Annotated in this window: 15 protein-coding genes; 12 read left to right on the top strand and 3 right to left on the bottom strand. The window is 62.1% G+C overall.

The window, feature by feature from the left end; all coding sequences use genetic code 11:
- Positions 1–33 precede the first annotated feature (33 nt).
- A complete protein-coding gene (locus CCICO_RS00450; RefSeq protein WP_018018480.1) occupies positions 34–483 on the bottom strand; it encodes a hypothetical protein in 450 nt (149 codons plus the stop codon).
- A gap of 6 nt (positions 484–489) precedes the next feature.
- Complete coding sequence (locus CCICO_RS00445) at positions 490–993, bottom strand: hypothetical protein (protein ID WP_018018479.1); 504 nt, start codon at positions 991–993, stop codon at positions 490–492.
- Between the two features lie 48 nt (positions 994–1,041).
- On the opposite strand from CCICO_RS00445, the gene CCICO_RS00440 reads away from it, so the two are divergent.
- Positions 1,042–1,287 carry a hypothetical protein gene (locus CCICO_RS00440; RefSeq protein ID WP_018018478.1) on the top strand — a complete coding sequence of 82 codons (246 nt, stop codon included), beginning with the start codon at positions 1,042–1,044 and terminating at the stop codon, positions 1,285–1,287.
- Between the two features lie 72 nt (positions 1,288–1,359).
- On the opposite strand, the gene CCICO_RS00435 is transcribed toward CCICO_RS00440, so the two are convergent.
- Positions 1,360–1,566, bottom strand: coding sequence for a YgaP-like transmembrane domain (locus CCICO_RS00435; RefSeq protein ID WP_018018477.1), 207 nt, complete (start codon positions 1,564–1,566; stop codon positions 1,360–1,362).
- Positions 1,567–1,737: 171 nt separating this feature from the next.
- On the opposite strand from CCICO_RS00435, the gene CCICO_RS00430 reads away from it, so the two are divergent.
- From CCICO_RS00430 to CCICO_RS00380, 11 genes are all read left to right on the top strand, one after another.
- Positions 1,738–1,929: a PspC domain-containing protein gene (locus CCICO_RS00430; RefSeq protein ID WP_018018476.1), complete on the top strand. Its 192-nt coding sequence runs from the start codon at positions 1,738–1,740 to the stop codon at positions 1,927–1,929.
- A 128-nt stretch (positions 1,930–2,057) separates the two neighbouring features.
- Positions 2,058–5,135 (top strand): DEAD/DEAH box helicase, encoded by a 3,078-nt coding sequence (locus tag CCICO_RS00425; RefSeq protein ID WP_018018475.1) that lies wholly within the window; start codon positions 2,058–2,060, stop codon positions 5,133–5,135.
- A 15-nt stretch (positions 5,136–5,150) separates the two neighbouring features.
- Complete coding sequence (locus CCICO_RS00420; RefSeq protein WP_018018474.1) at positions 5,151–9,716, top strand: Eco57I restriction-modification methylase domain-containing protein; 4,566 nt, start codon at positions 5,151–5,153, stop codon at positions 9,714–9,716.
- 6 nt (positions 9,717–9,722) lie between these two features.
- A complete protein-coding gene (locus tag CCICO_RS00415) occupies positions 9,723–16,226 on the top strand; it encodes a DEAD/DEAH box helicase (protein ID WP_018018473.1) in 6,504 nt (2,167 codons plus the stop codon).
- Positions 16,227–16,716: 490 nt separating this feature from the next.
- Positions 16,717–18,168 carry a C4-dicarboxylate transporter DcuC gene (gene dcuC / locus CCICO_RS00410; RefSeq protein ID WP_018018472.1) on the top strand — a complete coding sequence of 484 codons (1,452 nt, stop codon included), beginning with the start codon at positions 16,717–16,719 and terminating at the stop codon, positions 18,166–18,168.
- 617 nt (positions 18,169–18,785) lie between these two features.
- A complete protein-coding gene (locus CCICO_RS00405; protein WP_018018470.1) occupies positions 18,786–19,415 on the top strand; it encodes a hypothetical protein in 630 nt (209 codons plus the stop codon).
- Between the two features lie 267 nt (positions 19,416–19,682).
- Complete coding sequence (locus CCICO_RS00400) at positions 19,683–20,630, top strand: hypothetical protein (RefSeq protein WP_018018469.1); 948 nt, start codon at positions 19,683–19,685, stop codon at positions 20,628–20,630.
- Positions 20,631–20,808: 178 nt separating this feature from the next.
- Positions 20,809–21,753, top strand: coding sequence for an ABC transporter ATP-binding protein (locus CCICO_RS00395; RefSeq protein WP_018018468.1), 945 nt, complete (start codon positions 20,809–20,811; stop codon positions 21,751–21,753).
- Entirely contained in the window at positions 21,750–22,505 is a 756-nt protein-coding gene (locus tag CCICO_RS00390) for a hypothetical protein (protein WP_018018467.1), read from the top strand. The genes CCICO_RS00395 and CCICO_RS00390 overlap by 4 nt, the downstream gene beginning before the upstream one ends.
- 26 nt (positions 22,506–22,531) lie before the next feature.
- On the top strand, positions 22,532–23,620 hold the full coding sequence (locus CCICO_RS00385; RefSeq protein WP_156809776.1) for a sensor histidine kinase: 1,089 nt from the start codon (positions 22,532–22,534) through the stop codon (positions 23,618–23,620).
- Entirely contained in the window at positions 23,617–24,234 is a 618-nt protein-coding gene (locus CCICO_RS00380) for a response regulator transcription factor (protein ID WP_018018465.1), read from the top strand. Before CCICO_RS00385 ends, CCICO_RS00380 begins: the two co-directional genes overlap by 4 nt.
- Positions 24,235–24,344: the final 110 nt, after the last annotated feature.

The raw sequence follows: 24,344 nt of genomic DNA, 5'->3' as shown, positions 1-24,344 counted from the left end.
AAACCAGCCGCGCCCGCCTCGCAGCGCGAGCGCCTAGCGCGCAGGCAGGGGCCGGTAGGAGGGGTCGGCCTCTTTCAATGCTTTTCGACGCAACCTCGCCCGCTCCATCCCGTGCCAGATACCGATGAGATCCACCACGGCACGCACCCGCACCCAACACTCTTGGGCGATGGGCTCGCCGCTGAAGGCCTCCTCATAGGAGGCCCAGTCCGGGTCTGTCACTGCAGGCAGGCGCAGGTTCTTGGTGGAGGCTTTGAGCTCCTCGGCGGCAGAACGCATGCGCTCGGCGATGGCGGTGATCGCCTCGCGGGAATCCAGCACGGCATCGACCTGCAGCAGGTCCTGCTCGCGCTCAAGGCCCACGGGGTAGTCGCCGCCAAGGATCCATGCCCCGGAGGTCACCCCGGTGGCAGTCTCGAGATCATCGTCTACGTGCCAGATCACGCGGTGGGGCTCATCGGGGCGGTCGGTGACTGCGAGCATGGCGGGCTACTTCTCTTTCTTGGCGGCGAGTTCGGCGCGCTGGGTGGCCTCGCCGAGGGCGTAGACTGCCGCGCCCAGCCCGAGGCCAATGAGAGTGCGGGGCTTGGATACGCCGGCGGCGCTGAGTGCCTTCGAGGAGGCGTCGATAAGCGCGCTCTGGGCCTTTACTGCAGCCCAGGTGCCGGCGCCGACGAGCGCTGCCTTGGTCCAGAACCCGCGCGGGCTATCGACGGGGGTGTCGTCGGCGGCGTCGAGCTTGGCGCGGATATTAGCCAGGGCCACCTCGGGGTCATTATCGGGGTTGTCATCCTGGGTAGTGGCCCACACGCTCACCCCGAAAGCACCGGTGAACATGGCTGCGTTCAGCAGCCCGCGGGTGAGCCGGCACGGCACATACTCCGGCAGGGCCACGGACACGGCGGTGGCCACGGCGGGGGCGATCCGCCCCACCAGGGTGTCGTCGAGGGTGTAGGTGAGCACGGGGGTGTCGTGGGGCTGGGGAGATGTCATGGTGATTTAGCTTAGTCGCCGACAAGCGCGCGCTCTACGATGGAAGCCATGGCGCTTTTTGATCTGTTTAAAAGGAATAAGCCCGTCGATCCGAAGACGGAGACCTACATCGCGGCAGAGCGAACGAATCTGCCGCTCGATGGGTTTATGACTCGCCTCATGGCCGAGGAGCTCCCCCTGCTCGACAGCGCTGAGCGTGGGCGGGTGTATGAGATCCTGCGCAGCTACCACGGCCCCACCATCACCTCCCAAGAGGAACTCCCGGAGGAGATCCGCTCACTGATGGACCTATAGGTTAAGGTCCACACTCGAAGCGAGAGGCGTTTAGGTGGGGCCGCGCAGGGTGTGCGACGCAACTACCGCGGGCTAGGCAGCGGAGTTGACGCCGAGGAAACTGTAGATCGGGCAGCTGCCCGCGTAGGCGGTAGCACCGATGCCAGCAGCGGCACCGAGCAGACCAACCTTGGCCCCCTTCCCCTTCACAGCGAGGCCGGCGAGAGCCAAGGCACCGGCGACCCCATAACGAACCTTGCGGTCTTCTTCACCAACGTTTTTCTTGCCGTATTTGCTCATGAACCCCAGTGTAGTCCCCTCCCACCCAAAAGCTACGGTTCCGTAGGGTGAAGATGCTCACGCACTGTAGGCTGCGCTTATGGGTTTTCTGCAGGGCATCAGCAGTGACCGCGAGCGCACAACAATCCACACTCCCCTCACACCACAGCCGCATCCGATACGAAGGCAGTAATGATGTTTTCTCACGCTAAGTGGTATCGCACCGACCGCAACAAGCAGATAGCGGGCGTCTGCGCCGGTGTGGCTGAGGTCTATGGTCTCCCCGCGCGGCGGATCCGAATGTTCTACACTCTCGCATTGCTCTGTGGCATTCCGATGTTTCTCGTCTACCTACTCCAGTGGATGATCTACCCAAAGAGGTAACAGGTTCCATCAGTACTCCCGCGATCCTGCGCTGCGCCGCCTGGACCTTGGGCCTCTCGGTTCCAAACCCGAACGCGCCTAGGGAAATGGGCCCGCCCTGAACGCTGAGTAATTAAACTTGAGAAACTATGACTCAGCCCTCCACCGCGGCCCCCAGCACACCGTCCGGCTTCTCGCCCACATCGGGGCCATCGCCTCAGGCAGAGCCTCGTGACCTCAGCTATTTCGACCAGCTGGCGCCCGGTGTCACCGTGGAGGTGCGCAATGAGTCTTGGCTTGTCACACACGTGGCCCGCTCCACCGATGGCTTCCGCATCAAGGTCCGGGGCTTAAGCGACTATGTGCGCGATTCCACCGCTACCTTCTTCACAGCCCTCGACGATGTCCGTATCTTCGACCCCGCAGCGGTCACCCCCGTGCCGGATAACTCCCCGCATTTTCGGCATTCGAAGCTGTGGCTGGAGTCCACGATGCGCCAAACCCCGGTGCCGCTGCGCCAGCAGGAGCTGGATGTAGCCACCCGCATGCTGGCCGATCCGCTTGATTATCAGCTAGCCGCGGTGCGCAAGGCGCTCGACCCTGACCGGGTGCAGCCTCGCATATTGCTTGCCGACGCCGTCGGCTTAGGCAAGACCCTCGAAATCGGAATGATCGCCGCCGAGTTGATTCGCCGTGGCCGCGGGGAGCGCATTCTGGTGGTCACCCCGAAGCATGTGCTGGAGCAGTTCCAGCAGGAGCTGTGGACACGTTTCGCTATCCCGCTGGTACGTCTTGATTCTGTTGGTATCCAGAAGGTGCGCCAGAAGCTGCCGGCCAGTAAGAATCCCTTCACGTATTTCCCGCGCGTGATTGTCTCGATGGACACGTTGAAGTCCCCGAAGTATCTCGCCCAGCTGGAGAAGGTGAACTGGGACATCGTGATTGTGGATGAGATCCACAACGCCACTAATGCCGGCACCCACAATAACCGGCTGGTGCGCACCCTCGCGCCGCGCACGGACGCGCTGATTCTCGCCTCGGCCACCCCGCACAATGGTGACCCAGATTCCTTCAAGGAGATCCTCCGCCTGCTGGATCCTTTATCGGTGAGCCCCAGCGGGGAGATCGATGAGGCCGCGGCCAATGACCTCATTATTCGCCGCCACCGCAATTCCACGGAGGTTGCCTCCGTAGTCGGCGATAAGTGGGCAATCCGTGAGGAACCCACCAATATCCTCATCGAGGCCTCGGAGGATGAAAACGCCGTGGCCCGCGAGCTCAACGAAACGTGGGTGAGCACCAAGTTAGCTGGTGACCTCTTCCCCTGGACTCTCGTGAAAGCCTATCTCTCCTCCCCTGCGGCGCTGCTTGAGACCATCGATAATCGCATCCGCACACTCACCAACACCCAGAGCCCCACCGCGGACACGAACGCCGCCACCCAGGTCCAGTCCTTGCAGCACCTGCGGGAGCTGGCCGAGCGCGTCACCCCTGATAACTCCAACAAGTACTTCCACTTGGTGGACTATCTCGCCAACGAGGTGGACATTAAGAAGGGCTCGTCTCAGCGAGTGGTGATCTTCTCTGAGCGGGTGGCCACCCTGCACTTCTTGGAAGAGAACCTGACTAAGGATCTCAAGCTGGGCAAGGGCGCGGTAAGGGTCATGCATGGCGGCATGTCTGATGTGGAGCAGATGGAGCTGATCGATGAGTTCAAGCGCGCCGATTCCGCGGTGCGGGTGCTCGTCACAGGCGATGTGGCCAGTGAGGGTGTGAACCTACACAGCCAGTGCCACCACTTGGTGCACTATGACATCCCGTGGTCCTTGATTCGTATCCAGCAGCGCAATGGCCGTATTGATCGCTATGGCCAAACCAACCCGCCGCAGATCGCTACCCTGCTGCTGGATCCAGAGGAGGGTATTGGCGAAACCCACGTGCTGGAAAAGCTCGTGGAGCGTGAGCACGCCGCCCACCAATTCCTAGGCGATGCCTCCCTGCTGATGGGGAAGCACTCCATCCGCGGCGAGGAAGATAGTGTCCGCGATATTCTGCGAGGTCGCCGTGATCTCGATTCCACGATCCGCACTGCGGAGGAGGTCGTGCGCGACGCCCGCGAGCGCGCCACCCACCACGCAGAGCGCCACACCGCCGCGCACAACGGCACCAACACAAACGACGCCAGCACCAACACCCCCAGCCACAGCCACACCCCCGCCGCTAGCACCCCAGACTCCGCAGCGGACACCACGGCCGTGGATGATCTCTGGGCCATGATCAATAGCGGCACACTGATGCTCGAGGAGGAGCCAGAGAAGCCGCAGGCGTCGTCTACCTCTCGTAGTTTGTTCGACAGCGAGCAGGATTATCTTGTTCAGGCCCTCGCCGAGGCCTTCCACGATGTCGCCTCGGAATCCCCAGCGCGCGGCGGGGTGGCGATGGAGCTGCACGATAATGACACGATGGAGCTCACTCCCCCGCGGGATCTGCAGCGCCGTTTCGATCTGTTGCCCCAGGACTATGTGGAGTATCGCCAGGTGAAGAAGCGGCTGATGCTGGCCACCTCTACGCCTCGCGGCGAGTCGCAGCTGCAGGCCGCCCGTGAGCGTGATGCCAAGACGTGGCCGAAGGCGCACTTTTTGGGCCCGCTGCATCCGGTGTCTGATTGGGCGGCGGATCGCGCTTTGTCCTCGATGTCTAAGTCGGAAATTCCGGCCTTTACCGGGGCGGTGGATCAGCTCACGGTGCTGTTGATGGCCACGCTGACGAGCTCTCGCGGCCAGGTGGTCACCCGCTCCTTCCTGTTAGGCACGCCCGGCCAGTTCGGCCTGGATGTGCCCGAAGGCCTGCCTGGGGCTGTAGTGGAAACGATCACTGATCCCATCGCCACGTTGCGGGAGATCGGTTTGAATGAGCAGGCTATTTCCACCGGTTCGCTCACCATCCCGCCGGAGACCAACCGCCTGATTCGCGCGGCGCTCGATGCCGCCGAGACGCATGTGGATGCCATCCGGGCAGCCGGTTCGGCTGAGACCACCCAGCGGGTGGATGCGTGGTCGAAGCGGGCCGCCGAGTGGGAAAGCGCCGCCGCCCATGTCTCTGGCCGGGCGGGGCGATCGCTTGCTGTGGTCAAGCAGCAGGAAGAGATCCTAAAGGCTACGCGCCCGCAGCGTTCTCTCATTCGCCCTTTGGCTGTCATCATTCCTTCTGTCTCCCCCAGCGCATAACGAGGACACACACCCATGGCTTCTTTCGATTCCATCGCCAATGTTGATGAGTGGATCAGCGATTACTACCTCACTAATGACGAAACCAAGGGCGATTCCTTTGGCCGGCGCGCCGAGGCTGCCGTCAAGGCGTGGAAGGCCGCTGATAAAGAATCGGCTACCGCCACCTCCCCGTGGGGCCGGCTGAGCGCGCAGCGCAATGAGCTGCAAACGGCGCTCTCGACCATCGATCCGGCTAGCTCCTCCACAGTGGAGGCGGCAGCTACAGCCATCGAGTCCGCGTTCGGCTATCCGCACCCCGCGGAACTCGAGGTGCCCACCAGCGCAGGCACCTTGGCGTTTACCGGTTGCCTCCAGCACAAGGCCGCCATCGTCCGCATCTCCCCGATCACCCATATCGATCAGCTCGTAGAGGCCACCCCGCTTATCGCCCCGCGCCTAGACGGCACTGAAGTGGAGTGGACGGCCACCAAGCTGGTGACGGAGCTGTTCCTCAGCGAGGAGCAGCCCGCCTTCATCGTGCTGATCGCCGGCTCCTGGGTGATCCTCGCCGAGCGCGATTCGTGGCCGCTCGGTCGGTATTTCGGTGTGGATGTGGCGCTTGCCGCCGAGCGCAATAACACCAAGAACAAGGGCGAGCTGCAGCAGGTCTGTGCCGCATTGGCGTGGGAAAACATCACCTGCGCCCCCGATTGCACCACCTGGTGGCTCGAGACTCTCACCCAGTCCCGTGAACACGCCGTGCGGGTGAGCGAGAGCCTCCGCCAGGCCATCAAGGAATCCATCGAGGTCATCGGCAATGATGTGCTGGATCGTCACCGCGAGCAGCGCCTGCCCATGGATCTCGACGGCAATGAGCTGGCCAAGCAGTCTCTGCGCTACCTCTACCGCATTCTCTTCCTCCTCTTCGCCGAGGCCTCCCCCGAGCTGCAGATCCTGCCCACTGGGGTGCCTGAGTATGACGAAGGCTATGGTCTGTCGAACTTGCGCGACCAGATCCTCGTAGAGCCGCCTACCGAGCGCGCCGCCCGCGGCACCTACCTCTACGACAGCCTCGATCTGCTCTTCTCTTTGGTGGATCAGGGCCACGATCCCCTCGATTCCTCTGCGCCGCTTTTCGACGCCACAGCGGGCGCCGAGGGCCTTCACTTCAGAAATCTCGCCGCGGATCTGTTCAAGCCGGACGCCACCGCCTACATCTCTCGGGTCAAGCTCTCTAACGCCGCCCTGCACATAGTGCTGCAGAACCTGTTGCTCACCCGTGAAACTGCGGGCCGTGAGCGTGGTTTCGTCTCCTACGCCACCTTGGGTGTCACCCAACTCGGCCAGGTGTATGAGGGCCTGATGTCCTACACCGGCTTCATCGCCGATCAGGAGCTGCTGGAGGTCGCACCCCATGGCGATCCTTCGAAGGGATCGTGGGTGGTGCCCGAGTCTCTGGCCTCTACCCTGCCCAAGGACAGCTTCGTCCAGGAGCAGATCAATGATGTCTCCGGCACCCGCACCCGCAATCGACGCCACCGCGCCGGCTCTTTTGTCTACCGCCAGTCTTCGCGAGACAGGGAGCGCTCGGCATCCTTTTATTCCCCGCCGGTGATCACCGAGTTCACTGTGGGCCAAGCCATCGAAGAGCTTCGTAGTTCTGGACGCATCAACTGCGCCGATGATGTATTGAGCTTGAGTATCTGCGAGCCCGCCATGGGCTCGGGCGCCTTCGCCGTGGAGGCGGTAAACCAGCTCGCGGAGCTCTACATCAGCCTCAAGCAGGAGGAGCTCAGTGAGCAGATCCCCGCCGAGTCCCTCACCGAGGAACTGCAGAAAGTGAAGGCCTCCATCGCCCTGCACCAGGTGTATGGAGTGGACCTCAACCGCACCGCGGTGGAGCTCGCCGAGATCTCCCTCTGGCTTAACACCATGACCGCCGATCTGAAGGCCCCCTGGTTCGGCCTGCACCTGCGCCACGGCAACTCGCTCATTGGCGCCACCCGCTCCACGGTGCCGACAGACACCCTCACCACCAAGAGCTACCTTTCGGAGCTTCCCACCCATCACAGCGTGGAATCCGTTTCTGCATCCATCGCTTCCCAGACCTCGGATCCGGCACTCGGTTCTAGGGTGCACCACTTCCTTGTGCCCGCCCTTGGCTGGGGTGCCGCCAGCGAATCCAAGGATCTCAAGGCCATGGCCCCCGAGCAGGTCAAGGCCATGAAGGCGTGGCGAAAGTCCGTGCAGAAGGGCTTCACCAAGAAGCAGGCAAAGCAACTGCACGAGCTTAGTGAGCGCGTGGAGGTGCTGTGGCGCTTCGCCCTAGTGCGCCTGCGCATCGCCGAACAGCAGGCCCGGCGCGCCATCACTGTGTGGGGCCAGCCGGAGCAGCACAGCTCCAGTGTGATCAGCCGCGAACAGATCGAACGCGAACTCTTCGGCAATCTCAATGGCTCCTACCAGCGCCTCCGACTGATCATGAACGCATGGAACGCGCTGTGGTTCTGGCCCTTGAATGAAACAGAGTCCCTGCCCAGCCGCGAGGAGTGGCTGAGCATGCTTATCGACGCTCTGGGCACCGCCAACGATGCCTTCACCTCCGGCGAAAAGCAGGCCGAAGGCTTCGGCTTTTCCATGGACTGGGAGGATCTGGACTTTATCGAAGACCTCGAGTTCAAAGCCTCCGGCGCCATGAAGCACGAGGCCCTCATGGAAGCCCACCCGTGGCTTGCCACCGTCGAGCGGGTGAGCTCCGAGCAGAACTTCTTCCACTGGGACCTCGACTTCGCCGCTGTGATGGCCGAAGGCGGCTTCGACTTCCAGATCGGCAACCCGCCGTGGGTGCGGCCCCGTACCGACTTTGATGCCCTCTTGTCCGAGCACGATCCGTGGTTCAAGCTTGCGCATAAACCCACGCAGGCAGCGAAGAAGCAGCGCCGCGAGGAACTCATCGAGCAGCCTGCTGTGCTAGCAACGCTCGCCCGCGGATTGGGCGAGACCGTGGTGACCGCCGAGGTTCTAGGCGATATCACCCGCTATCCCCACTTGGCTAAGCAGCAGCCAGATCTTTACCGAGGCTTCATGGAACGTACCTGGGCCAATGCCAGCAATGATGGCGTGATCTCCCTGATCCACCCCGAATCCCACTTCACCGAAAAGAAGGCAGCGCCCCTGCGTGCTGGGGCCTATCGGCGCTTGCGCCGTCACTGGCAATTCATCAACTCTCTAATGCTCTTCGATGTCCACGATCTCGTCCGGTATGGCATCCACGTGTATTCATCCCCTCAGGAGGATCCTCACTTTCTCTCTGCCAACTCTCTCTACCACCCCAAGAGCGTGAGCGACTCTTTCAAACACGATGGCAGTGGCGAGCTTCCAGGTTTTAAGGATGATAGCGACAACTGGGATCTGCGTCCTCACCGCGACCGCATCGCCACAGTAGATAAAGACACCCTCGAGGTGTGGAAGTCCGTCCTCGAGGATCCCGCTACTCCCCTGCTTGAGACCCGCATGGTCTATACGGTGAACACCGAGGCCGCCGCAGTGCTTGAGAAACTCGCGGCAGCGCCGCGTATCGCTTCTCTTGGATTGCAATTCTCCCGAGGCTGGGACGAATCAATCGATAAAAAGAAGGGCTATTTCGATAGCTCATGGCAGCATGCAGACTCGTGGTCGGATGTAATTCTGCAGGGGCCGCACCTTGGTGTGTCCACGCCCATGATTAAGCAGCCCAATCCCACGATGAAGCACAACCAAGACTGGTCCGAGGTGGATCTCGAGGCCATGCCGGAGGACTTCATTCCTGCCACGGCCTATTTGCCCAACCGCGGGAAGGAAGATTACGACTCTGCCTACGGGTGTTGGGATACGGAGCAAAAGCCCATTAACGGCAGCTTTCGCGTGAGCTGGCGCAATATGGCGGCGACCACTGGTTTCAGAACACTGTATCCGGCGCTCATTCCTCCAGGCTCCACCCACGTTCATACCGTCACTTCAGCTGGCCCACTCACAGGTCAGCGATCGCTGATCTCTGCTGCTTTTGGCAGTGCGTTTCTTGTGGATTTCTTCATACGATCAACAGGGATGGGGCATATTGGCGCAGACAGCTTCAGTTCCCTCCCTCTCGGCCACGAGAACGCTCTCTGGCCTATCGCTGCTCGCCGCTATTTGGAGTTGAACTGCCTTACTCGTGCTTATGCGCCGTTGTGGGAGCAGATTACGGGTGAGGAGTGGACCTCAAACACTCCGCTGCGGAATGCGAAGCAGCGCTGGCATGCGCAGAACGAGATTGATGCGATTGTGGCGTTGTCTTTGGGGGTGAGTGCGGATGAGTTGTGCATGATTTATCGCACCCAGTTCCCGGTGATGCGCCGTTATGATGAGCAGGATCTCTTCGATGCCCATGGCCGTAAGGTGCCGAAGGAGATTGTGAAGCTGCACGAGAAGCTTGCTTTCGGCGCGGAGCTCAGCGCTGCTGAGCGCACGTGGACGCACCCGCAGTCTGAGGTGTCCTATACCTTCGAGTATCCCTTTGCCTCGCTGGATCGTGAAGCTGATCTGCGGGCCGCCTATGAGGCTTTTTCTAAGGAGTTGTAGCTCGCCATGTCCAGTCTCATCCCCACCCACGCCTCGGGCCATATTGTTGGCGGCTTGAGTGAGTACTTGGCCACCAGTTTCTCTCTGGCGGATCCCATCACCGCCGAGGGGCTGAAGGAGTTCCTCACCGATCCTGAGGAGGGCATGTTCCACGGGCCCTATGTGCGCACCCGTTTGCCTTATGCCCCGGCACAGGACTGGAAGGGCGTGTTGAGCTGGTTGCCTGAGGGGTTTCTTCCCTATCGGCATCAGGCTGAGGCGTTTAGGAGGTTGGCGTCGATAAGCGATGGCGTGGAGCGCCGCCCCGATCCCACTCTGGTGGTGACGGGTACTGGTTCGGGTAAGACGGAGTCGTTTTTGTACCCGATTCTGGATCACTGCCGGCGCACGCAAGGACAGCTGGGGCTGAAGGCGCTGATCCTGTATCCGATGAATGCGCTGGCTAATGACCAGGCGGCGCGTTTGGCGGAGCTGATCACGAGCGATCCGGCGCTGAGTGGGATTCGTGCCGGTATTTATACCGGTGAGGCGAGCGAGTCGCGGCGGCGGAAGGTGAGCGAGGCGGGGCTGATCACTGATCGGGACACGATGCGGCAATCCCCGCCGGAGATCCTGCTGACGAACTACAAGATGCTGGATCAGCTGCTGCTGCGCGATGAGGATCAGCTGCTGTGGTCGATGTCCGCCACCAGCCTGAACTATGTGGTTCTGGACGAGTTCCACACCTATGACGGCGCCCAGGGCACCGATGTGGCGCTGCTGCTGCGCCGCATGGGCTTGAAGATCAAAGCGCTGCAGCCGGAAGGGTATTTAAACGCGGAGGAGAAGGCGCGGCCACTGGGGCGGATCACGCCGGTGGCGACCTCGGCGACGCTGGGCGATAAAGACGCCGAGCCCACAGAGATGCTCACCTTCGCCCACACCATCTTCGGCGAGCAGCTAGGCGCCGATGCGGTGGTGCGCGAAACCGTGCAAACCATAGAGCAGTGGCAACACAGCATCACAGAGTTCACCGGAGTCGATGCCGCGGCCACGCCCGCGCCTGCGGCTCCAGCGATGCAGGAGATGAAACGCGCGATCGAAGACGCCCTCGCCGACGCTGGTGAGCATGTGGAACACGACCACATCGTGCACCGCGTACTCAGCGAGCACCTGCTGGGTATTTCTGCCGACTCCACAGTGGAGCAGGCGGTGGCGGCGGCCTCGCGCAATGAGTGGATCCTGCAGGTGTTGCGGGCCACCAGCCGTCCCGTGGCGCTGAAGGATTCCTTCGAGCGCGGAGAAACCTCGCTGGATGCGCAACTATTTGATGCCACAACCCTGCGCCAGCTCGGCGAGGATGCCGCCACCTTTATTGCCCACACCCTCACCGAGATCGCGCACCTGCGCGCCGAATTCGGCGCACAGCACGGCTGGCACGGCAAGAAGTTTCCCGGTGTGGAAACGCATCTATGGGTGCGGGAAGTCTCCCGCATCGACCGCGCGGTAGAGCTCAACCCCTCTGGGGCGGAGATGTTTCGCTGGTCCGATAATGGCACCACCGAGGGCAATTGGCTGCCGGCCTGCTATTGCCGCAACTGCGGACGCTCCGGCTGGATGGCCAGCATGCAGCCCGGGGAGGAGTTCATTGACACCAACCCGAAAACCATCCGCGGACAGGCGGTGCGCAAACCCGCTCTCATGCGCCCACTGATCGCCGCCTCCAGCGAGATCTACTCCGGCCACAATCGCGCGGCCGAGGACCACTCCATCCTCGCCTGGCTGGATCTGCCCAATGCGCAACTAAGCGTGAGCGAACCGGATCAAGAGCACCTGGACTTCGGCGGCGTGGTGCCTGTACTCACCTACGGCGGCGAGGACATTGACGAGCTCGCCCGGCAGGACACCTGCCCCTCCTGCGGGGAGCGGGACTCCATCCGCTTCCTCGGATCCTCGGTGGCCACCCTGCTCTCTGTGGCGGTGTCCAACCTGTTCGGCATGGACGATGTGAACACCGCAGAGAAAAAATCCCTAGTGTTTACCGACTCCGTGCAAGATGCCGCGCACCGTGCTGGGTTCATGCAATCGCGGGCGCGCACCTTCGCCTTCCGTGGCCGCACCAACTCCGTGATCACCGGCACGACCACCCTGGATACCCTCCCCAAGCAGCTCATTGACTCTGCCGATGCGGACGAGGTTCCCGCCCGCGCCCGCTTCGAGCTACTGCCGCCGTGGGTCGCGGAGAACAAACGCTTCGTACCCTTCTGGGACAACACCTATCCCTCCCGCCAGCGCAGCGCAGCCACCAAGCGGCTGGCCAAGGTACTCGAGCTGGATGTGGCCCTAGAGTTCGGCGATCGCGCCGACCTGCCGCGCTCCTTGGTCTCCACCGGCACGGTGTCTGTGGGCGTGGACGTAGACGATGCGGTGCTGGAGCCCATTGCGAAAGAAGCATTGCACAGCGCTTTTGCCAATGAGCAAATGCCGGCGTTCATCAACCAAGACCCCAGCAGCGGCGATCGACTCAGCGGTGCAGGCTCCGAACTGGCGTGGGCGCGGGGTGTGCTGGAATATATCCGCCTCAGCGGCGGCATCTACACCGAGCTGCTGCGGTCCTATCTCAAAAACGACTGCAACACCTACATGCTCTACCGCCGCGAAGCCGCAGCGCAGGGTGTGCCACGCTTCCCCAAGGGCGGCGCCCCGCACTTTCCACGCGCAGGGAAGAAACTCGCCGGCGCCAAAAGCGGAAATTCCGTGCTGCCGCTATCGGAAGAGCGCGGATGGTTCGCCCGGTGGAGTGCCTCCCACCTTCGCATCGATACCCGCCGCGCCGCCCACGCGGTGACCACGCTCTGCGCGCTGCTAGCCAAAGCGGGTGTGCTGGGCAGCCTCGAATCCGCTACTGCCGCCACGATCTACTATCTCGAGCCCTCCCGCATCCGCGTGGCCCACGAGGCACACCCCGAGATTCTCGAATGCTCGGTGTGTCACCGCCGCTTCGGCGTAGACGCCCACGGCCGTGAACTCCTCGCCCACACCCGGTGCCACTCGCTCGGCTGCGAAGGCCACTTCGAGACAGTGGCCAACCCGCACAACTACTACCGCAGCCTGTACAGCTCCAGGGATTCCCGCACGGTGATCAGCCGGGAGCACACCGGCCTGCTCGAAACAGCAGACCGCCTAGAGATCGAGGAGCAGTTTAAGGCACCTGTCGACAAGCAAAAACCCGATGCGCCGAACGTGCTGGTGGCTACTCCCACCCTGGAGATGGGTATCGATATTGGTGATCTTTCCACCGTGATGCTCGCCTCCCTGCCGGACTCGGTGGCCTCCTATGTGCAGCGCGTGGGACGTGCGGGGCGCTTGAGCGGCAACTCGCTCGTCATTGCAGTACTGCGCGGACGCGGCAAAGCCCTAGCCCGCCTCGAGCGCCCATTAAGCACCATTAATGGAATCGTGCAGCCGCCGGCGGCCTTCCTGTCCGCCCGGGAGATTCTGCACCGGCAATTTATTGCCTATGTGCTCGACACCATGGACTTCGCAGAAGTGGGCGTGACCGCCACGCGCGCGCAATCGGTATTCGGCTACAGCGCAGACGACTTCGACGGATCCGTGGTAGCCGCCCTCATCGACCGCATCGAGGAGGGCATCGATCCCCTACTGGATAACTTCCTCGCCAGCGTCGGAGACTTCGCACCAGCAGCCGTGCACGAGGAACTACGCACATGGGCCACTACCCACGCGGTACCTACCCTGCGCGCCAGCCGCGAGAAATGGCACGCGCACCGCAGCATGCTGCTCGAGCGCAAACGAGCCGTGCACGCCACCCTCGAAGAACTTAGCCGCGTAGCTGAAAGCAACAGCGCCGATGAAGAAACCGAGCTGCAACTGCGCCACACCAGAGCGGCGTGGAAATTCATCAGCACCCAGCTGGACTCCGAGTTCAAAGACGAATACTGGATCGCCGTGCTCGAGCGCGCCGGCCTGTTGCCGAACTTCACCCTGCTGGACGAATCCGTGGAGTTCCACCTCGCCATCTCCCGCACCGACGCCGACACCGGAGAAATCGAAACCAGCGCCCGCGAATACTCCCGCGGTATCTCCTCCGCGCTTTTCGAGCTGGCCCCCGACGCCACCTTCTACGTCCAAGGCATCGCCGCCACCGTCGACTCAGTGGAGCTCGGCCCAGACAACGCCGCCGTGCAACAGTGGCGGCTGTGTCCCAGCTGCTCCTACTCGCGAGTCGAAACCCCCGAATCGGATGCGCTGCCCTGCCCGCACTGCGGCGACACCCGCTTCGCCGACGCGGCCCAAGTAATCAACGTGGTGGAAATGACCCGCGTATACGCGCAGGTGGACTACTCGCGTTCCGCGATCACCGACGCCAGAGACGACCGCGCCTCCGTCCGCTTCGAACGCGCCCTATCCATGGTGGTGCCCCCAGGCGGCTACGGCGAGGGCTGGTTCCTTCGCGGCACCGGCTTCGGTATTCGCTACCTGCCATCGGTAGAGATGCGCTGGCTCAACCTCGGCCGCGGCCAAGGCGGAATGCGCCAATCCCTCTGCGGCAGCGATGTGGAAACCCCCATGTTTCGCGTGTGCCGCGAATGCGGGCACAAAGACTCCGAGGCCGGGGCGAACCGCTGGCAAGACCACAAACCATGGTGCTCGCTGCGCAATGCCGTGGAGGAAGACACCATCGCCTTCGCACTCGGGCGCACCCTCACCACCCAAGGCGTGCTTATGCACCTGCCTCCGAGCATCGCCGCCGCCGATGCACACTCCACCCCGAGTCTCATCGCGGCGATCCGCATGGGCTTCAAACTGGCACTAGGCGGCAACCCAGACCACCTCGATGTGGCGCCGGTAAAGGCCAGCACCCACGGCAAGGTCAGCCCCATGCTGCTGCTCCACGACACCATCCCGGGCGGCACCGGCTACCTATCGCAATTCACCTCCTCGGAGGACATTCGCCGCCTGCTGGTGAAGGCCTACGAAAAACTCAAGGCCTGCCCCTGCCAGAACGACCAGCGCCAGGCCTGCCCAGAATGCCTACTGCCCTTTAGCGCCGGCAGCGATGTAGACCGCACCTCGCGGGAATCCGCGCTGGCTGCCATCACCAAGATCCTGTTGGATGATCTCCACCCCGAGAACACGGCCGATCCTTTGCTCGAGGAGAACGTGTGGGATAGCCGCCTCACCGAAGAAGAACCTGAGCCGGACAGCCGCTCTGCACTCGAGGTGATGTTCCTCGAACAGCTGCGCGCGGACCTCAAAGCCAAAGGCGCCAGCGTGCAGGAGCAAACAGTGGGCAACTACGCCCGCTGGACCATCAACTTCCCGAACTCTTCGCACCAGTGGACGATGGAGGAACAGAAGAATCTGGGAGAGACCATCCCCGATTTCTACTTCCAAACCGACCGCGCCAACGTGCATCACATCGCCGCCTACCTGGACGGCTACCAGTATCACGCCAGCGATCTACACAACCGCGTAGCCGGGGACTTTGCCAAGCGCACCAAACTAGCGCGCCTAGGAGTGAACCCATGGTCCATCACCTACCGCGACCTCGAAGCGCGGCGTAGTACCCGCACCACCGGCTCCAGCGAGACGCCCCGCTGGTTTGTCAGCCAGCTACGCGGCAGCGTAAACGCCGCCCTCAAGATGCAAGACTCCAGTCACGAACTGCTGCTTCGAGACCCCATGACGCAGCTGCTGGAAATTCTGCACCACCCCACCGAGCACTGGGACAAACTCGGGCACGCCGCAGGAATGCACATCGCCGCCTCTGCGAGCATGCGCGGAGCGGACTTCCTCGGCTCTGCCATCGACATCCGGCAGCTGGACAAGCGCGTGCAGATCTACTTCACCCCAGATAAAGAGGGCTCGGATCGCGAGAGCTGGAACCGGTTCTTGACCATCTCCAATCTCAGCTACCTCGATCCCAAGAACCTGTTCATCGATGTCATCGACAGCAGCGGGTTCTCTGCAGTGGAGGCCGCGGCGGCTGGTGTTGCCGGAGCTAGTGCTGCCGGAGGTGGTGTTGCCGGAGCCGGTAGGGCTGCTGGTGGACCGGGTGAAGTGCCAGGCGACGCTGGTAGGGCTGGCGTACCGGCCGGCGTATCGGCCGGCGTTAGCGGCGTGGGCGATATTGGCAATACTGATGGGGCCGGCTCAGTCGCCGCTGCTGGAGTATCTGGAGAACCTCCGCGCTCTGCGGCCTCCACTGACCAAGTGGTCAGTGCCGAATGGGCGGCGGCCTTTGAGGAATTCGAAGACGAGGAGGAAGTGCTCACCGCTTTGCAGATCCTCCATCGTGCCGGTGTGCGCTTTCCCGATAACCTCGGTGACGAGATAGGAGGTACCCCCACCATTGCCGAATGGGGACTTGAAGGAGAAGAGCACAAGCTGATACTGCACTACGCGGACGATGAGCTTCCCGAGCACGTGCTCGCCGTCGCCACCAACGAACTCAGCGAAGACGGACCGCTGCCCGAGGTCTTCGGGAGGTTGATCGAAGAAAGCTAACGCTTAGGCGGCATAGTGGCAGCCAGTCCTGCTGGACCGAGCCAGCTCTCGGCTCTCCCAGCAGATCGGATTGTCACTATCGACTATTGCCTCGATAGCGTGGAAGACGCACGTCAGCCCCACACATCTCTGCATGGGGCTGCGGCGGGGCTGGTTCATCTGCATGTCTCGCAGATGAGATCCTGCCTTTCAGGCTACTACCGCAGATTCAGCGCCCCAATTGTTGTGGTGGGACTGATTTTCCATTCGAAGGTTCAGCCCATGTCTCAACCAGAGGATTACGGGCACCATGAGGTTGAGGTGTGGGAGGTGGCGTCGCCACGCAAGGCAGGTGTATATGGCACACAGGCGGTGGCATAAAATTACAGTGCAATCGGCCTTAGGGTCTCCCTAGGGCTGTGCTGCCACAAGTACACATCGACCACCTCGGCCCATGTTCGCACGGGTGTGATGATGCGGCGTGGGCCACCGACCGAGGAAGGCCTCACCCATGCTCTACCTCCTGCTTGCGCTGTTAGCCATCGCCGCAGTGGTGTATCTGATCTACAAAAAGGTTCACGCCGCCGCGGCTATTTTCTGTGTGGGTGTCGCACTGCTGATGTTCTCCGCGCTGCTTGGGCGCGCGGATCTGCGCACTACAGAGATCGACGCCACGGGCAACTCCTTCTATGACCAGCTGCTGGTGATCGAAGAACTGTTTAAGAGCCGATTCTCCGGTATCGGCATGGCCATCATGGTGCTTTTTGGTTTCGTCTCCTACATGCGCCATATCGGTGCGGATGCGAAAACCGTGGTTGCCTTATCCACTCCTTTGCGCCGCTTCAAGGGCTCCTACTGGCTGGTGCCGCTAGGATTTCTCATCGGCAACCTGCTCTCTTTGGTGATCCCCTCCGCCTCTGCGCTCTCACTGCTGCTGGTAGCCACCCTGTTGCCGGCACTGATCGCCGCTGGGCTGACCCCGCTGACGGTGGGTGCCATTGTGGTTACCTCTTCCACCATCGTTCCCACCCCACTCGAGGCCGGGCTAATCCAGGGTGCCGCGTTGAGCGAGATGTCTGTTACCGAGTTCGTCTATGGCTCGGTGGCTCGATCCACCATTCCCGCCCTGTTGATCACCGCTTTCGTGCACATGTGGTGGCAGCGGCGCTGCGACATCGTGGATGCACGCACAGCTGCACACGCCCCCTCCGCAGGTGCGGAAGGAGTAGGGCACGACTCCGCCGATGATGAGATGCCCACCGACCGCACGGACGATGCCCACATTCAGGAAGCCATCCGCCGCGCCGCCAACCTGCCCTTCTACTATGCGTTGCTCCCACTCATGCCGCTAGTGCTCATCGTGGTCTCTGCGATTCTCAACCGCGCTGGAGTGCTGCCCTTCGAGGCGGGCATCCTGCCGGTGACCGTGGTGTCGTTGGTGATTGCGCTCATTATCGAATCCGCACGTCACCGCAATGTGCCCGAGGCGATCGATGCCGCGGCCAGTTTCTTCAAAGGAATGGGTGAAGGCGCCGGCGGCGTGGTGGCACTGCTGGTGGCCGCCGCTGTCTTCGTTGAAGGCATCACGCAGATGGGCGTGATCGATATGCTTATCTCCGCTGCCGAGGGTTCTTCGGGCGCCTCGGTGCTCATCGTCTTGGTGTTTGTGCTCGCCACCGCGGCAATGGCCACCCTGACCGGCTCCGGCACCGCACCCTATTTCGCCTTCGCCGAGGTGGTTCCCGCCTTCGCCAAGGACACCTCGATCCACGCCCCGCAGATGCTCACCGCCATCTGGGGAACATCCAACTCGATGCGCCAGATCTCTCCGGTGAATGCCGCCGTGCTCATTGTCTCTGGGGCAATCAATGCCTCCCCGATGAAACTGGTAAAGCGCACCAGCGTGCCCATGATCGCCGCTACGGTGTTGAACGTGATCTTCTCCTTCATGTTCATCGCCTAGCCTCTGGCCATTCTTCGCGCCAGGCCGCGAGTTTTCACTGGCGCCTGCCAGAGCAGGTGCACGACGCGGACAGTGTTTCACACGCGCCGATCACAGAACCATGAGCACCACATAACCGGCCCTAGTCTCCTATGTAGGTAAGTGACTAGGGCCGGATTCGTGTGCGTCAAGGGCTCCCCGCCACGAAGCCGACAAACCGCCGAGCTGGACATCTCGCCAGTATCGAGGCACAGAAATGCGGACACTATGACGCTGGGTAAGCCCGGCCCACACCGCTTTCGCACATCACTCTCATTACGTTGCTTAAAACGCCTTCTTCCTGCCCTGTGAGTGAGTAACGTTAGAAAACAATGACGCAGCATCGAGGGCTTAAGCAGCGTGCACGAGCGCGCCGTTGGCACCGCCAACCGTCGCATCAGCCCTAGCTCACCAACCACGCCATGTGCCCAAGGAATTGCCCTTCACAGCGTAGGGAGTGTTCCACCGACTGGCGGGATTCCCAAGCCGCTGCCACCCGGGTATTGAAGTCGAATCGGGCTGTGATCAGACCATCCACGTCCACGGCGTGGTGGGCAGTTAGCTTCTTTCCTGCGACTATCTAGTGAAGGTGAATCTACATGGGTACCCGCACCGCCTACTCAAAGGCCACGAAGGCCTCGGCGATAGCCCTTGCCGCTGGGCTCTGCATTGCTGGACTGACAGCGTGCAACGACGATGACACCGCAGCAGCCCCGTCGGCTACTGAGACTCCAACCACCACCATTACCAAAACAACAACGACGACCGTCACCCCAGACGACTCGGCCGATAACAACGCGCCGCAGTCGAGTAGCTCTGAGAGCTCTACTGGTGCCTCGAGGTCGGAAGCCGAAGACATCGCCCTAGCCGAGGCACGGAAAGCGATGGACTCTGACGGTTTGTTTATCTCTGATAGCTCCGCGTACGACCCAGATAAGGATGTGTCGTACATCCTGCTAGACGATGAAAATGTGCGCTCCTACCTTATGGTTGCGCTTTTTCACAAGGGTTCATTCCAGCAATTCGCGGGTGACAACCGCTTAACAGTCGCGAATGCCAAAGAGGATCCCAACGGCGTTGAAGTATCTTTTGTGGACAGCAAAGCCTTCCGAGAATCAGGAGATCCACTAGCTTTCATGTACAGCCACACCAAATCGGTTGTCTACTACTGGGATGGCGATCATATCTCTTACAAAGGAGAGCTACCGGATCCGCCAGAGCTTCCCTAAAGGCCACACCAGAGCGCAGTGGTGGCCGAACGCCGAGGGCGCCGGGAACAACCACTGGGGCGCCGCAGGCGCTAGGGACAAAGCAGGAGGCAGAGCCCCAGCGGCTTAATCTGGGGTGGTTGACCTGCCACGACGGAGGCATCCGGCACAGGTTGTGCCACCGTCTCGCTCAACCCCCAGCCATCCAGGGGCCACGACCCCAGCGTGGGGAAGGCAAATATTACCTTTACTTCCAGCGCACAGCCCTGAAGCCATATACTGAACAGCATGACTGGATCTCACCGCGCTCCCTCTCGTCTTCCCCGCGTATCCCGCCGCGTTGTGGCGGCTGTCTCGACGGCGGTAATCGCCTCGGCAGCCGCCCCGCTACTGGCCACCTCGGCTGCGGCGGCGCCGGTGCCGCGCACCAATCCCAATGGCACTATCAGTGCCCCAGGGCGCACCCAGATCTCTTTCGAGCACACCCTCACCGGGTTCCACGCGGGTACAGCGAACGAGCACGAATCCAGGCCTGGGCTGTCGATTGTGAAGATGTACATCGCCGATTATGTCTTCACCCACGGCACCCCGGAGGAGAAGGCGCAGGCTACCCAGATGCTGCGCACCTCGGATGATCGCATCGCCTCCCAGCTCTATGCCAAGTATCCGCAGTCCATCAATGCCACCGCCTCCGCCTATGGCTTGCGTGATACCCATGGCGCCGCCCACTGGGGCAACTCCACTACCTCCACTGCGGATAGCGTGAAGTATCTGGAAGCGAAGAAGCGCCAGAACCCAGCCGATCCCGTGCTGGTGGCCCTTGCCACCGCCTCGCCGGTGGCGGCCGATGGCTACGCCCAGAATTTCGGCACCTCCACTCTGCCCGGAGTCATCGGCACCAAGTGGGGCTGGTCGGATGATCGCCGTTCCTTCCACGCCTCCGCCAGCTACGGCCATGATTTCTCGGTGGCCGCCGCCACTCATGGCCCTGCCGCACAGCTCACCCACGATGTGCAGTCGGCCTTCGCCCCCGGCGGCCACATTCCGGCCCCGCCTGCTCTGCCCACGCCCTTCGGCTCTGCGGGGATTCCGATGATGAACTACCCGGCGCGCCAGGTGGTGGATCAGCAGGTGGGTCATATCGCCCCGCCGGTTACCGATCCGCTGGTGGCACTGGTGCCGGAGTATGTGCCGATGCCGCAGCCGGTGGCGGATTTTCTGCCCCAGCCGCGCTAAGCATGTGGGGCGCTCAGCGGCGTCCGCTGAGCCCGCCCCATTAATCCGAGGCTTCGTGGCGGCCGTACTTGGCCGCACCAGTGGCGCCGCCACGGACCATCACCCATGACAATCCTCATGGTGAAGAGATGACAATCTCCCTACGTCCTAGGGGCGCCTCTCCGCTTGGATGAGGGGCATGCACTCCACATCATCCACCACCACGCGCGCCGAAACGGGCGCGAGCGTGAAGCATGTCAGCAAGTTTTTTGGGGGCCGCTCGGGGGTTCAGGCGCTCAAGGATGTCTCTCTCGAGATCGGCTCGGGCGAGATCATCGCCCTGCTCGGACCCAATGGCGCGGGCAAGAGCACGCTTATTGATCTGCTGTTGGGGCTGACCACTCCCACCTCTGGGGAGGTAGAGATCTGTGGCACCTCGCCGCGAACTGCGGTGGAACGCTCGCAGATTGGGGCGGTGCTTCAAACCGGCGGGCTGCTGCCTGATCTCAGTGTGGAGAAAACGGTGCGGTTGATCGCCAGTACCTTTGCCCACACTGCCCCGCTGGAGGAGGTGCTTGAGCGGGCGAATCTCACCGCTCTGCGCCGCCGTAAAGTACAGGCCTTATCTGGGGGCGAGAAGCAGCGGCTGCGTTTCGCCTTAGCGCTGCTGGGCGAGCCGAGTGTCCTCATTCTTGATGAGCCCACCGCCGGCATGGATCCCACCGCTCGCCACGAATTCTGGGAGTCGATGCGCGCCCAAGCCAGCCACGGCACCACTATCCTTTTCGCCACTCACTACCTAGAGGAGGCGCAGAACTTCGCCGAGCGCATCGTGTTGCTCACTGAGGGCAGCATTCTGGCTGATGGCAGCGTGGACGAGATCAGACATTTAGGCAGCGCACAGCACATCGAGGCGGAGTTTCCTTCTAGTTTCTCCCCCGAGGAGTTAAGCCACTCCCCCGCTGCCGAGCTTCTCGGCGGCGTGGAGCATCGAGGGGGCGGCACGTGGCGGTTGTCCACCACTGATTCTGATGCTCTCGCCCGCTATCTGCTTAACCACACCGCGGCGAAGAATCTGCAGATTACTGCCGCATCCTTGGACGATACTTTCCTCGCTATCACCTCTGAAGGAGAACACGCATGACATTCTTGGCTTTGAATCTTTCTCGGGTATTCACAGACAAAGCTGGGCTTTTCTTCTCCATAGCGCTGCCGGTGTTTTTCTTCTTGGTCTTCGGCGCCGCCCAGCCCTTTGGGGATCAGCCGCTTCATGACGGCAATATCACCGCCTACGTGATGATCGGACTAGCTTTCTACGCTGGGGCGGTGGGCGCAGTCGGCGGCGCCGGGGCCACGGTGTTGGAGGGGCTGAGCGGCTGGAACCGGCAGCTCGCCCTCACCCCACTGTCTGGGCGTATGCTTTTCGCCGCTCAACTCGCTCCGGTGACACTGCGTGCATTGCTGCCGGTGGTGGCGGTGTATATCACTGGCGCACTCACCGGGGCAGAGATGCCGGCTGCCGCGTGGGCGCTCTCTGGGGTGTTGTGCGTGCTTGTTTCCATTCCTTTTGGCTTCTATGGCGTGGCCTGGGCCATGGTGCTGCGCAGCACGACGTCGGTGGCGGTGTCTTCGGCCTCGTTGGTGGTGTTGGCCTTTGTCGGTAATCTCTTCACACCCCTGCCGGAATCGATGATGCCGATTGTGCGCCTCACCCCTGCCTATGGTGCCGGCGCATTGGCCCGCTATCCCTTGTCCGAGGGCACCCAGGCCATTGCTGATGCACCGGGCATGATCAGCGATCCGTTGTCTTATGCTGTAGTCAATGTTGTGGCGTGGGCGCTGCTGTTCGGCACGATCGTGGTGCTGCTGAACCGCCGCGATAAGTCGCGCGTTTAGCCTAAGGCAAGGAGGCGAGCACATCCGTGGCACCAACCCCCTCAGCCGTGCACGGCACATTCTCTAGGCCTTGGCAGGGCTTCGATGTGTTCACCTGTATTTTCGCCAGTCTGTGGCTGCCGTTTTTGGCGGTGCCGGTGATGAACACTGCGCCTCGTGTCTCCACAGCGGAACAGGTGTGGGCGGTGCTGTGCATCCTCGCCTTCGCGGGCGTCTATAGCTTCTACTTTGGCGCGCACACCTACTATCCGCGCGGGTGGTCGCCGGATGCTCGCTTTTGGGCGGCAGCCGCCGCATTAAGCATCCTTGTTGCCTGCGCGAGCATCCCTCTGGGCAGCTGGGTTGTGTGTTTTCTGCCGTTTTTTGTCTCCTTTATCGCCTTTTCGCGGCCGCTGCGCTTCACTCTGAGCGCGGTGCCTCTTCTCTGCGCGGCGGCGTCGATCCTCGTGCTCAGCGCAGGGGCGGATCTGAGCATTCTGAGTCTGACCGTCGTGGTGCCGGCGTTGATCACAGTGGCCGGGGTGGCGAATAATCGCGAGCTCGCAGCCCGCCGAATCCGCCAGGAATTGGAACAAGCCCGGGAGCGGGAGAAGCTCGCCACCGATGTGCACGATCTGCTGGGGCATTCGCTCACGGTGATTAACCTCAAGGCCGAGGTGGCTGCCCGCTATGTGGATCACGATCCGCTGCGGGCTAAGGAGGAAATGCAGGCGGTGGCGGAGTTGAGTAAACGCAGCCTCGTAGAGGTCCGCGCCGCGGTGAATCATCAATTGGGCCGCGATCTCTCCACCGAGCTCACCCACGCCCGCGATGCCCTGGCCACCGCGGGTATTCAGTGCACGATCGAGCACACCACCCCGGTGCAGGATCCACCGCTGTTTGCGTGGGTGCTGCGCGAGGCGATCACCAATGTCATTCGCCACTCCGGCGCCAGCGATTGTCACATCACCCTCACCCCGCGGTGTATGCGGGTGCACGATAATGGGTGCGGTATGGGTACGCACGAGGGCAATGGTCTGCGCGGGATGCGTCGTCGCGCCACAGCGGCCGGGGCGCAGCTGCAGATTGAGAATCACGATGGCACCACCATCACGGTGCAGTTAGGAGCAGCATGATCCGGGTTCTGCTGGCCGATGATCAGGCCCTGGTACGCGGCGCCCTCGCGGCCCTGTTGGATTTGGAGCGCGATATCGAGGTGGTAGCGCAGTGTGGTTCCGGCAGCGAAGTGGTGCCGCTTATCGACGCTCACTCGGTGGACATCGCCCTCGTAGACATAGAGATGCCCGACATGAGTGGCCTCGAGGCCGCCAAAGCCATCACAGAACGCAATCGCCACGCCGCCACCCCCTGCGCCTGCGTGATCGTCACCACCTTCGGCCGGGCGGGCTATGTGAAAACGGCACTCGCTCATGGCGCCCGCGGCTTTTTGGTCAAAGACACCCCGCCGGAACAGCTGGCAGAGGCAGTACGCCAAGTACATCATGGGCTGACCGTGATTGATCCTGAGATGATGGCCGATACCTTAAGCGCCATGGAATCCCCGCTTACTCCCAGGGAGGTGGAGGTGGCCCGTCAGGCGCTCAGCGGCGCCGATACCCGCAGCATCGCGGCCGCACTGCACATGAGCGCAGGCACCGTGCGCAATCACCTCTCCAGCATCATTGCGAAAACCAACGCCGGTAACCGCTACGAGGCGGCCCGAATGGCCCGTGATGCGGGGTGGCTCTAAGTAATGAAAAACCGGCCCTAGGGTCAGCGGGGATTCACTAAGCTTTTCTTCACACCGATCCGCTGCGGCGGCGCGAGTGGGCGTCGATAAGCAATGGCAACACACATGGA

Origin of the sequence: Corynebacterium ciconiae DSM 44920, assembly GCF_030440575.1 — a bacterium.
In the GTDB taxonomy this organism is placed as follows: Bacteria; Actinomycetota; Actinomycetes; order Mycobacteriales; family Mycobacteriaceae; genus Corynebacterium; species Corynebacterium ciconiae.
This window is presented reverse-complemented; position numbering and strand designations above follow the sequence as displayed.